Origin of the sequence: Raoultella sp. (genome assembly GCF_039594335.1) — a bacterium.
Lineage (GTDB): Bacteria > Pseudomonadota > Gammaproteobacteria > Enterobacterales > Enterobacteriaceae > Klebsiella.
The window spans coordinates 1-11,935 of sequence record NZ_JBCNNS010000127.1; the positions used below are offsets into that span (position 1 = coordinate 1).

Here is an 11,935-nt window from a genome sequence, read left to right on the forward strand (position 1 = left end):
TACTTTCCCGTCCTGGTTATTCCATCGTTTCACCCTAACTTCTCAGGTTCAGCATGACAACGAACTATATTTTTGTGACCGGCGGGGTCGTATCCTCTCTGGGTAAAGGCATTGCCGCAGCCTCCCTGGCCGCTATTCTCGAAGCCCGTGGGCTTAACGTAACCATGATGAAACTGGATCCGTACATCAACGTCGATCCGGGCACCATGAGCCCTATTCAACACGGGGAAGTGTTCGTTACTGAAGACGGCGCTGAAACCGATCTGGACCTGGGTCACTACGAGCGTTTCATCCGTACCAAAATGAGCCGCCGTAACAACTTCACCACGGGCCGTATTTACTCCGACGTTCTGCGTAAAGAGCGCCGTGGTGACTATCTGGGCGCAACCGTACAGGTTATTCCGCACATCACTAACGCCATTAAAGAACGCGTGCTTGCCGGTGGCGAAGGCCATGACGTGGTGCTGGTGGAAATCGGCGGCACCGTCGGCGATATAGAATCCCTGCCGTTCCTCGAAGCTATCCGTCAGCTGGCGGTAGATATCGGCCGTGAACACGCGCTGTTCATGCACCTGACCCTGGTGCCTTATCTGGCGGCAGCGGGTGAAGTCAAAACCAAACCGACTCAGCACTCTGTAAAAGAACTGCTGTCCATCGGTATTCAGCCTGACATTCTGGTGTGCCGTTCCGATCGTGCGATTCCGGCTAACGAACGTGCAAAAATTGCATTGTTCTGTAACGTGCCAGAAAAAGCCGTTATTTCGATGAAAGATGTCGATTCCATTTATAAAATTCCAGGCCTGTTGAAATCTCAGGGCCTTGACGATTATATTTGTAAACGATTCAGCTTAAACTGTCCGGAAGCGAACCTGGCCGAATGGGAACAGGTTATTTACGAAGAAGCTAATCCGGCTGGTGAAGTCACTATCGGTATGGTCGGCAAGTACATTGAACTGCCGGACGCGTACAAATCGGTGATTGAAGCGCTGAAACACGGTGGTCTGAAAAACCGCGTGACCGTTAACATCAAGCTGATTGATTCGCAGGATGTGGAAACACGTGGCGTCGAAATTCTGAAAAATTTGGACGCTATCCTGATCCCTGGCGGCTTCGGCTACCGCGGTGTTGAAGGGAAGATCGCCACTGCACGCTATGCGCGTGAAAATAATATTCCGTATCTGGGTATTTGCCTGGGTATGCAGGTTGCGCTGATTGAGTTCGCGCGCAATGTCGCGGGGATGGAAAACGCCAACTCAACAGAATTTGTGCCAGACTGTAAGTACCCGGTAGTGGCACTCATTACTGAATGGCGCGATGAAGAAGGCAACGTTGAAGTGCGTTCTGAGAAGAGCGATCTCGGCGGTACCATGCGCCTGGGTGCGCAGCAGTGCCAGCTGGACGACGCGAGCCTGGTGCGCCAGTTGTACGGTGAGTCGATCATTACCGAGCGTCACCGTCACCGCTATGAAGTCAACAACATGTTGTTGAAACCGATTGAAAATGCGGGCCTGCGTGTTGCAGGCCGTTCCGGGGATGATCAGTTGGTCGAGATCATCGAAGTGCCGAATCACCCGTGGTTCGTTGCTTGTCAGTTCCATCCGGAGTTTACTTCGACGCCGCGTGATGGTCATCCGCTGTTTGCAGGTTTTGTGAAAGCGGCAAGCGAGTATCAAAAGCGTCAGGCGAAGTAAAAAGAGTTAGAACGACAATGCACCCATTCGGGTGCATTGTTTGTCTGGAGTTTTAGTTTAACTTGTACTGAGGAAAACCTAATGTCCAAAATCGTTAAAGTCATCGGTCGTGAAATCATCGACTCCCGTGGTAACCCGACTGTTGAAGCCGAAGTACACCTGGAAGGTGGTTTCGTTGGTATGGCAGCAGCTCCGTCAGGTGCTTCTACTGGTTCCCGCGAAGCGCTGGAGCTGCGCGATGGCGATAAATCCCGTTTCATGGGTAAAGGCGTACTGAAAGCTGTTGGCGCGGTCAACGGTCCGATCGCTCAGGCCATCCTTGGCAAAGACGCCAAAGATCAGGCTGGCATCGATAAAATCATGATCGACCTGGACGGTACTGAAAACAAATCTAACTTCGGTGCGAACGCAATTCTCGCGGTGTCCCTGGCTAATGCCAAAGCAGCCGCTGCCTCTAAAGGCCAGCCGCTGTACGAACACATCGCCGAGCTGAACGGCACTCCGGGCAAATACTCCATGCCGGTTCCGATGATGAACATCATCAACGGCGGTGAGCACGCTGACAACAACGTCGACATCCAGGAATTTATGATTCAGCCGGTTGGCGCTAAATCCCTGAAAGAAGCCGTACGTATGGGTTCTGAAGTGTTCCACAACCTGGCTAAAGTTCTGAAAGCTAAAGGTATGAACACTGCAGTTGGTGACGAAGGTGGCTACGCGCCGAACCTGGGCTCCAACGCAGAAGCTCTGGCTGTTATCGCTGAAGCGGTTAAAGCTGCAGGTTACGAGCTGGGCAAAGACATCACTCTGGCGATGGACTGCGCAGCGTCTGAATTCTACAAAGACGGTAAATACGTTCTGGCTGGCGAAGGCAACAAAGCGTTCACCTCTGAAGAGTTCACTCACTTCCTGGAAGATCTGACCAAACAGTACCCGATCGTTTCTATCGAAGACGGTCTGGACGAATCTGACTGGGCTGGTTTCGCATACCAGACCAAAGTCCTGGGCGACAAAATCCAGCTGGTTGGTGACGATCTGTTCGTCACCAACACCAAGATCCTGAAAGAAGGTATCGATAAAGGCATCGTTAACTCCATCCTGATCAAATTCAACCAGATCGGTTCTCTGACCGAAACTCTGGCTGCGATCAAAATGGCGAAAGATGCTGGCTACACTGCCGTTATCTCTCACCGTTCTGGCGAAACTGAAGATGCTACCATCGCTGACCTGGCTGTGGGTACCGCTGCAGGCCAGATTAAAACAGGTTCCATGAGCCGTTCTGACCGCGTTGCTAAATACAACCAGCTGATTCGTATCGAAGAAGCGCTGGGCGAAAAAGCACCGTACAACGGTCGTAAAGAGATCAAAGGTCAGGCATAAGCCGGTCTTTATCTGATATGAAAATGCCAGTCTTCGGACTGGCATTTTTTTTATCTTCGCTTTTTATCTTCGCGCCGGCGATTACTTAAAATCGACCGCCATCTGCTGCGGAATCGAAAGCCCGCGGGTGGTCTGTACGCAGCGATCGATATAATCGGTAAAGCGTGGCGGCTTCGGCATGCCCATGCTGAGCAGCTTGTCGTTGCTGAAGCGGACGTTAAGGGTAGCGAAGGCGCCATAGAGGCGCATTGCTTTGAGCATCAGGCGTTCATTGCAGGGGCCGAAGATATCCTTCAGTTCGCGGCGCATCTTGACCAGCGTTTCATAGCTGACCTGCGCATATTTATCGCCGACGGGCACCTGCTCCAGCGCAGAGGCCATGGCGCTATCGATCTCAGCAAATTTCACGCTATTTTCTTCACCTGCCGAAATGTGCACAACTTCGCCCTGCGCAAGCTGGTTATCAAGCAGCATCATCAGCGCATCGGCACAATAGTCGACGGGAATCACATCGATCCGGTCTTCCATTGAGCAGAGGAATTTTTGCAGCATTAAGCCCATGCTGAATACCCAGAAGATACTGCTGGAGGGTTGGCAGCCGTGATGAGTGTGGCCTACCACAATCGACGGGCGAGCAATCGTTAGCGGAAGCGTCGGACAGGTCTGCTGCATCAACTGCTCGATCGTTGATTTAGAGTGAGTGTATTCGACAAGGTGCTCTGCACGCTCGCGAAACTCGGCGCTTTCCGCGACCAGGGAATCAGGCTCAGGAGAGCATGACATGGCCGTCCCCACGTGCAGGAAGCGCTGTAGCCCGGCAACCCGAGACATACGTTGGGCAAACTGCAGGGTGCCTTCCACGTTCACCTTCCAGATGAGCGGGTTATTGCCAAAGGAGGCGACCGCCGCACAGTTGAGCACGTGAGTTACCTGTTCCAGACGCGGGTCGGAAAGGAATTCTGCGGGATTAGCCAAATCGCCCGCGAGAATATGTTGTGTGCCCAGCGTCGCCAGTTTCTCCTCAGAGACATTGAACTTGCGCATGTTTTCTTTGACCCGGGCAAGCGCCGCGTCATCATTATCGGCTCGAACTAAAAGCAGCAGATTAATATCCTTGCTTTGGTTAAGGATATTCTCTAAAACTGCTCCCCCCAGAAAACCGGTAACGCCTGTAATTAATAATGTATTCATGAACGCCGTCTCATCATGGTTGATCGGCTGGATTCTAGGCGGCTGAAACTAAACGGTGAGTCAATGAAAAATGGCGAGTTGGAAGGCTTTCTTAAGACAGAATTAAGGTTACGAACGGGCGTGGATAGCATTAGACATCTGGGGAATGAAGAAGATTCTGTTTTTCATGTTTCCATTTGTACATATTTGATTTTTATTATTATTTTCATGCTTTCAATGATGTTTTTATATTTGTTTAAATGTAATTTAAAACATATTTGGTTACATCAAAAGTCGCTGTATAAAAAGCGTAATACATGCAGAAATAAGTTGAAGCGATTTATTTCTCCCGCCTCTGGAGGTCTTTATCATGCGGCGGACAATAAAGCTGAGGGGAGCGTGTGGTATTGGTCAACAAGCTATAATCTTAGTCTGACTTCAGCAACAGCGGTGCGCCTACAATCGCAGCTGAGGACAAGACCTCGGGCGCTAAATCTGCGATAATGTGCGTTTCGAACCTAAACAGAGATGATTATGCAGTACCCGATTAACGAGATGTTCCAGACCTTGCAAGGCGAGGGTTACTTCACCGGCGTGCCTGCCATTTTTATTCGTCTGCAGGGATGCCCGGTTGGTTGCGCCTGGTGTGATACCAAACATACCTGGGATAAGCTTGCGGATCGGGAAGTGTCGCTGTTTAGTATTCTGGCGAAAACCAAAGAGAGTGATAAATGGGGCCCGGCAAGCGGCGAAGAGCTGCTGGCGATCATCGGGCGTCAGGACTGGACCGCCCGTCACGTGGTCATCACCGGCGGTGAACCCTGCATCCACGATTTAACCCCGCTGACCACGCTGCTGGAGCAGAACGGATTCAGCTGCCAGATTGAAACCAGCGGTACTCATGAAGTGCGCTGCAGCCCCAATACCTGGGTGACGGTATCGCCGAAGGTTAATATGCGCGGCGGTTATGACGTGTTGTCGCAGGCGCTGCTGCGCGCGGATGAAATTAAGCATCCGGTAGGGCGCGTGCGGGATATCGAAGCGCTGGATGAACTGCTGGAAACGTTGGGCGATGAAAAAACGCGGATCATCGCCCTGCAGCCCATCAGCCAGAAAGACGACGCGACGCGTCTGTGTATTGCGACCTGTATCGCCCGTAACTGGCGGTTGTCGATGCAGACGCATAAATATCTGAACATTGCCTGATAAAATAAAAAGGCCCGGTCGCAGGATACCTGGCGGGCCTTTTTGTTCTACGGGCCAGAAAAGGCTCGCTTCCCGGCCAGCGCATCATTCGCCGCGATAGATACAACCAGCGGTACAGGTCTCTTTGATCATCACGGCGCTGAGCAGCGGTACCCGTGGTTTCATCTGCTGCCAAATCCACTTCGCCAGCACTTCGCTGGTTGGGTTTTCCAGACCAGGAATATCGTTCAGGTAGTAGTGATCCAGGCGATCGTAGGTCGGTTTAAACGCGGCCTTGAGTTCGGCAAAATCCATGATCCAGCCCGTGTGGGGATCGACTTCACCGATAATCTCCAGACGTACCATAAAAGAGTGGCCGTGCAGGCGACCGCACTTATGACCTTCCGGTACGTGAGGCAGGTGATGCGCGGCTTCGAAGGTGAAATCTTTAAACAGGGTGGTGGACATCTTTTACTCTCAATAAGACAAAAAACCGCCGTAGGGTACCGGAAAGCGATTTTTTTATCATTAACTAAAACTGTCCTGAGCAAAATATCGACGTATTTGTCAGTGGGTAATGTAATATTCTTTTTAATTTCATAGGGTTGTTTAATCGCTTTTGTTGTTAATAACTATAACTAAAACAGGTTAGTCCATTTGGTTATTTGTTATTTCCATCCCTTCTTTAATTGTTACTATTAGCGCCGTTAACCTTACATTCTCTTCTGTTTTTGCCGCGCTGACAGGGTGCGAATAACAGCTTTGCTTACTGGAACATACGACGCATGACGACACAGGTCCCATCTTCCAATTTGCTCCCGCTGAATCCGGAGCAACTGGCGCGCCTTCAGGCGGCCACGACAGACTTCACACCCACTCAGCTTGCCTGGGTTTCGGGCTACTTTTGGGGCGTGCTGAATCAGCATTCCGGCGCGGCGACATCGGTTCCTGCTCAGGCTGCCGAAATACCGGGCATTACCCTTATTTCAGCATCGCAAACCGGCAACGCGCGCCGCGTGGCGGAAGCGCTGCGTGACGATCTGCTGGCAGCACAGCTGAACGTGAAACTGGTGAACGCAGGCGACTATAAATTCAAACAAATTGCCTCCGAAAAGCTGCTGATTATCGTGACGTCGACGCAAGGTGAGGGCGAGTCGCCGGAAGAGGCCGTTGCGCTGCATAAATTCCTGTTTTCCAAAAAAGCGCCGAAGCTTGAGGGGACCGCCTTTGCGGTATTTGGCTTAGGTGATACCTCTTATGAATTCTTCTGCCAGTCCGGGAAGGACTTTGACAACCGTCTGGCTGAGCTGGGGGGGGAACGCCTGCTGGATCGCGTTGACGCCGACGTGGAGTACCAGTCCGCAGCAGCGGAATGGCGTGCGCGCGTGGTCGATGTGTTGAAAGCCCGTTCACCAGCCGCGGCTCCGGCCCAGGTCGCGGCGAGTGGGGCGGTGAATGATATTCACTCCAGCCCATATACCAAAGAAGTGCCGCTGACGGCGACGCTGGCGGTGAATCAGAAAATCACCGGCCGCGATTCTGAAAAAGATGTGCGTCATATTGAAATCGACCTCGCTGACTCCGGCCTGCGTTACCAGCCGGGTGATGCGTTGGGCGTCTGGTATCAGAACGATCCGGCGCTGGTCAAAGAGCTGGTTGAACTGTTGTGGCTGAAGGGCGATGAACCGGTGACCGTCGAGGGCAAAACCCTGCCGCTGGCGGAAGCGCTGGAATGGCATTTCGAGTTAACGGTCAATACCGCTAACATTGTGGAGAATTACGCAACCTTAACCCGCAGCGAAACCCTGCTGCCGCTGGTCGGTGATAAAGCGCAGCTCCAGCAGTACGCTGCGACCACGCCGATTGTCGATATGGTGCGTTTCTCTCCGGCTCAGTTGGATGCCGATGCCTTAATCGGTCTGCTGCGTCCGCTGACGCCGCGTCTTTACTCCATTGCTTCATCGCAGGCGGAAGTCGAAAGCGAAGTCCACATCACCGTTGGCGTCGTTCGCTACGACATCGAAGGCCGTGCCCGCGCAGGCGGTGCGTCCAGCTTCCTGGCCGATCGCCTGGAAGAAGATGGCGAAGTTCGCGTCTTTATCGAACACAACGACAATTTCCGCCTGCCTGCTAATCTGCAGACGCCGGTGATTATGATTGGCCCGGGGACCGGCATCGCGCCGTTCCGTGCCTTCATGCAGCAGCGTGCGGCAGACGGTGCGCAAGGCAAGAACTGGCTGTTCTTTGGCAACCCGCACTTTACGGAAGATTTTCTCTATCAGGTGGAGTGGCAGCGCTACGTCAAAGAAGGCGTGCTGAGTCGTATCGACCTGGCCTGGTCCCGCGATCAACAACAAAAAGTCTATGTACAGGACAAGCTGCGCGAGCAGGGGGCCGAACTGTGGCGCTGGATTAATGACGGTGCCCATATTTATGTCTGCGGCGATGCCAATCGTATGGCGAAAGACGTTGAGCAGACATTGCTGGAAGTGATTGCCGAATTTGGCGCGATGGACGCCGAAGCGGCGGACGAATTTTTAAGTGAGCTGCGCGTTGAGCGCCGTTATCAGCGAGATGTCTACTAATGAGTGAAAAACATCCAGGACCTCTGGTGGTCGAAGGTAAACTGACCGACGCCGAGCGCATGAAGCTAGAGAGCAACTACCTGCGCGGCACGATCGCAGAAGACTTAAACGACCCCCTCACCGGCGGCTTTAAAGGCGACAATTTTCTGCTGATTCGCTTTCACGGCATGTATCAGCAGGATGACCGCGACATTCGCGCCGAGCGCGCGGCACAGAAGCTGGAGCCGCGTCACGCGATGCTGCTGCGCTGCCGTCTGCCTGGCGGGGTGATCACCACCACGCAGTGGCAGGCAATTGATAAATTTGCCGCCGATAACACCATTTACGGCAGCATTCGTCTGACCAACCGCCAGACTTTCCAGTTCCACGGTATTCTGAAGAAGAATGTGAAGCCGGTGCATCAGATGCTGCATTCGGTAGGCCTGGACGCGCTGGCCACCGCCAACGACATGAACCGTAATGTGCTCTGTACCTCTAACCCGTACGAGTCTCAGTTGCATGCTGAAGCCTATGAGTGGGCGAAAAAGATCTCTGAGCACCTGCTGCCGCGTACCCGCGCCTATGCGGAGATCTGGCTCGATCAGAAAAAGGTCGCCACTACTGACGAAGAACCGATTCTTGGCCAGACCTATCTGCCACGTAAGTTCAAAACTACCGTGGTGATCCCGCCGCAGAACGATATCGATCTGCACGCCAACGACATGAACTTCGTGGCGATTGCCGAAAACGGTAAGCTGGTGGGCTTTAACCTGCTGGTGGGCGGCGGATTGTCTATTGAGCACGGCAACAAAAAAACCTACGCCCGTACGGCGAGCGAGTTTGGCTACCTGCCGCTCGAGCACACCCTGGCGGTCGCCGAAGCGGTCGTCACCGCCCAGCGTGACTGGGGCAACCGTACTGACCGTAAAAATGCGAAAACCAAATATACTCTTGAGCGCGTTGGCGTCGAGACCTTCAAGGCCGAAGTAGAGCGCCGGGCGGGGATCAAGTTTGAACCGATTCGTCCGTATGAGTTCACCGGTCGCGGCGATCGCATTGGGTGGGTCAAAGGGATCGACAAAAAATGGCACCTGACGCTGTTTATTGAAAACGGACGTATTCTTGATTATCCCGGTCGTCCGCTGAAGACCGGCCTGTTGGAGATAGCGAAGATCCATCAAGGCGAGTTCCGGATTACGGCGAACCAAAACCTGATTATTGCCGGCGTACCGGAGAGGGAAAAGGCACGGATTGAGAAGCTGGCGCGCGACCACGGGCTGATGAATGCGGTCACCCCGCAGCGTGAAAACTCGATGGCCTGCGTCTCCTTCCCGACCTGCCCGCTGGCGATGGCCGAAGCAGAACGCTTCCTGCCGTCGTTTATTGATAAGGTCGACGGGATCATGAGCAAGCACGGAGTGAGCGATGAGCATATCGTGACGCGCGTGACCGGCTGCCCGAACGGCTGCGGTCGTGCGATGCTGGCGGAAGTCGGGCTGGTGGGTAAAGCACCGGGTCGCTACAACCTGCATCTCGGCGGTAACCGCAGCGGGACACGTATTCCACGGATGTATCGCGAGAATATTACCGAGTCGGAGATTCTCGACTCGATCGACGAACTGGTAGGGCGCTGGGCGAAAGAGCGCGAAGCGGGTGAAGGCTTCGGCGACTTTACGGTGCGTGCGGGTATCATTCGCCCGGTGCTCGACCCAGCGCGTGATTTCTGGGAATAGATCAGCATCGCCCGCTAAGTGCTAAGCTTATCGGGTGCTGGTTTTGTAGGCCGGGCTACCGCAGTATGCCCGGCAAAACAGGCAAATGAGGTCTTTATGTCCGTACTCGATCTAAACGCCCTTAACGAATTACCGAAGGTCGATCGCATTTTGCAACTGGCGGAAACCAATAGCCAACTGGAAAAGCTGAACGCGGAAGAGCGCGTCGCGTGGGCGCTGGAAAACCTTCCAGGCGAATACGTGCTCTCTTCGAGCTTTGGTATCCAGGCGGCAGTGAGTTTGCATCTGGTCAGTCAGGTACGGCCGGATATTCCGGTCATTCTGACCGATACTGGCTATCTGTTTCCGGAAACCTACCAGTTTATCGACGAGTTAACGGACAAGCTCAAACTGAACCTGAAGGTCTATCGGGCGAAGGAGAGTGCCGCCTGGCAGGAAGCACGCTACGGTAAACTTTGGGAGCAGGGTGTTGAAGGCATTGAGAAATACAATGAGATCAACAAAGTCGAACCGATGAACCGGGCCCTGGAAGAGTTGAATGCGCAAACCTGGTTTGCAGGACTCCGTCGGGAACAGTCCGGTAGCCGCGCAACGCTACCGGTACTGGCTATTCAGCGCGGGGTCTTTAAGGTGCTGCCAATCATCGACTGGGATAACCGTACCGTCTATCAGTACCTGCAAAAGCACGGCCTTACATACCACCCGCTGTGGGAGCAAGGATACCTCTCGGTAGGGGATACCCACACGACCCGTAAATGGGAGCCGGGCATGGCGGAAGAAGAGACCCGTTTCTTTGGTCTTAAGCGCGAGTGCGGGCTGCACGAAGGTTGATACAAAGCCCGGAAGCGGCGTACCGCACCGCTTCCGGGAATAGGGATTCAGAACTCTTACTCAGAGATGTGTCTGGCCAGCCCTTCCCGTTTAGTGTTCCCCTTGCCAGCGGGGATAAACCGTATCCTGGGTCTAACAACGGCAATGACCGTTAGTGTTCCCCTTGCCAGCGGGGATAAACCGCCAACGCATGGATAGAGCGATACCAGACGTATGTGTTCCCCGCGCCAGCGGGGGAAAATAGACTGGCCCAATTAGCTATGCTTTTCTGCCTTTGCCAGCTCTTTTATCAGCGGCAGCATCACCTTGACGACATCGCGGCTGCGGTGTTCGATGCGACCCGGCAGAGCTTTATCAATATGCTGCTGGTTATCCAGCTGTACGTCATGCCAGCTGGTTCCTTGCGGGAAGGAGGCGGATTTGTTGCGTTGTTGATAGCCATCTTTCTTCCCCAGAGACCAGTTCGTGGCTTCTACGGACAGGACCGGGATCCCTGCGCTATCAAAAATACTGGCGTCATTACAGCAGCCGGTGCCCTGCGGATAATCATGATGGAGGCCAGGGTTGGTATAGGCGGCAATCCCTTTGCTGCGCGCAATAGTCAGAGCACGGTCTCGGGTGAGTTTGCGAATCGAGGCGGGAGTGCTGCGTCCGCTATTAAAATAGAGCTTATCGCCAACCACCAGATTATCGAGATTAATCACCAGCAGCGTATTTTTCTTCTCTGCATCGCTCATTCGCTTCAGTATATTTTGCGCGCCGAGATGACCTTCTTCTTCACCGCTGGAAGCAATAAAGCGAATGCCGTAGTGAGTGGGCACATTTTTCAACCGCTCGGCCAGCTCCAGCAGTACGCCCACGCCGACGGCATTATCGTCGATGCCCTGCAGGGTCAAACCGCCAAGGTTGTGTTCGACGTCAGCATCACTCATCGGCGCGTAGGTATCGAGATGCGCCATCACAATGATCTGCTGGCGAGCCGCGCCTTCATGGGCGGCAATGACGGTGCTGCCGGTGACGTTTTGCCAGTTTTTCCGTTTATCCGTATTGCTGTAGATATAGCGCGCATGAAAGCTGCGGATGTCGCTTTTATAGCCCATTTGGGCAAACTGCTGACGCACATAGTCCGCCGACAGCATTTCTGCGGGCGAACCGGTCATTCTTCCGGGAAAAACAGTCGCGATATGACGAGCCTGGGTCGTGGCGGTTTCGCCCATGGTGCTGAAAGCCGGGGCGGAGAAGACAAAACCTGCACCAAGCGCCAGGGGAAGGAGGCGGCGGCACAACGCGGAAAACATAGCGGGGGTCCTTTCTTGAGGGAAATATTTAACGCGCATAGTATGAAACTGTGACCGCGCTTAAACAATTTCATTTCCTCTTA

10 protein-coding genes are annotated in these 11,935 nt (G+C 53.6%); 7 read left to right on the forward strand and 3 right to left on the reverse strand.

The annotated features are described in order from the left end of the window. The first annotated feature begins 53 nt into the window (after positions 1-53). A complete protein-coding gene (gene pyrG, locus ACZAHD_RS18115) occupies positions 54-1,691 on the forward strand; it encodes a glutamine hydrolyzing CTP synthase (protein ID WP_100684522.1) in 1,638 nt (545 codons plus the stop codon). A gap of 81 nt (positions 1,692-1,772) precedes the next feature. Beyond that, on the forward strand, positions 1,773-3,071 hold the full coding sequence (eno, locus tag ACZAHD_RS18120) for a phosphopyruvate hydratase (protein WP_462458010.1): 1,299 nt from the start codon (positions 1,773-1,775) through the stop codon (positions 3,069-3,071). Between the two features lie 81 nt (positions 3,072-3,152). Here eno and ACZAHD_RS18125 read toward each other — a convergent pair whose 3' ends face one another. Further along, positions 3,153-4,262, reverse strand: coding sequence for an SDR family oxidoreductase (locus tag ACZAHD_RS18125; protein ID WP_462458011.1), 1,110 nt, complete (start codon positions 4,260-4,262; stop codon positions 3,153-3,155). 63 nt (positions 4,263-4,325) lie between these two features. Between ACZAHD_RS18125 and ACZAHD_RS18130 the strand changes: the two genes are divergently transcribed. Both ACZAHD_RS18130 and queE read left to right on the forward strand, forming a co-directional pair. Further along, a complete protein-coding gene (locus ACZAHD_RS18130) occupies positions 4,326-4,745 on the forward strand; it encodes a hypothetical protein (protein ID WP_462458012.1) in 420 nt (139 codons plus the stop codon). Positions 4,746-4,775: 30 nt separating this feature from the next. Beyond that, positions 4,776-5,447 carry a 7-carboxy-7-deazaguanine synthase QueE gene (queE, locus tag ACZAHD_RS18135; RefSeq protein WP_462458013.1) on the forward strand — a complete coding sequence of 224 codons (672 nt, stop codon included), beginning with the start codon at positions 4,776-4,778 and terminating at the stop codon, positions 5,445-5,447. An 84-nt stretch (positions 5,448-5,531) separates the two neighbouring features. On the opposite strand, the gene queD is transcribed toward queE, so the two are convergent. Next, a complete protein-coding gene (gene queD / locus ACZAHD_RS18140) occupies positions 5,532-5,894 on the reverse strand; it encodes a 6-carboxytetrahydropterin synthase QueD (RefSeq protein ID WP_462458014.1) in 363 nt (120 codons plus the stop codon). 317 nt (positions 5,895-6,211) lie between these two features. Here queD and cysJ point away from each other — a divergent pair, with 317 nt between their 5' ends. From cysJ to cysH, 3 genes are all read left to right on the forward strand, one after another. After that, a complete protein-coding gene (gene cysJ / locus ACZAHD_RS18145) occupies positions 6,212-8,011 on the forward strand; it encodes an NADPH-dependent assimilatory sulfite reductase flavoprotein subunit (protein ID WP_462458015.1) in 1,800 nt (599 codons plus the stop codon). Then, on the forward strand, positions 8,011-9,723 hold the full coding sequence (gene cysI, locus ACZAHD_RS18150) for an assimilatory sulfite reductase (NADPH) hemoprotein subunit (RefSeq protein ID WP_462458016.1): 1,713 nt from the start codon (positions 8,011-8,013) through the stop codon (positions 9,721-9,723). Before cysJ ends, cysI begins: the two co-directional genes overlap by 1 nt. Positions 9,724-9,819: 96 nt before the next feature. Further along, positions 9,820-10,554: a phosphoadenosine phosphosulfate reductase gene (gene cysH, locus ACZAHD_RS18155; protein ID WP_462458017.1), complete on the forward strand. Its 735-nt coding sequence runs from the start codon at positions 9,820-9,822 to the stop codon at positions 10,552-10,554. 254 nt (positions 10,555-10,808) lie between these two features. On the opposite strand, the gene ACZAHD_RS18160 is transcribed toward cysH, so the two are convergent. Beyond that, complete coding sequence (locus ACZAHD_RS18160) at positions 10,809-11,852, reverse strand: aminopeptidase (protein WP_462458018.1); 1,044 nt, start codon at positions 11,850-11,852, stop codon at positions 10,809-10,811. Positions 11,853-11,935 lie beyond the last annotated feature (83 nt).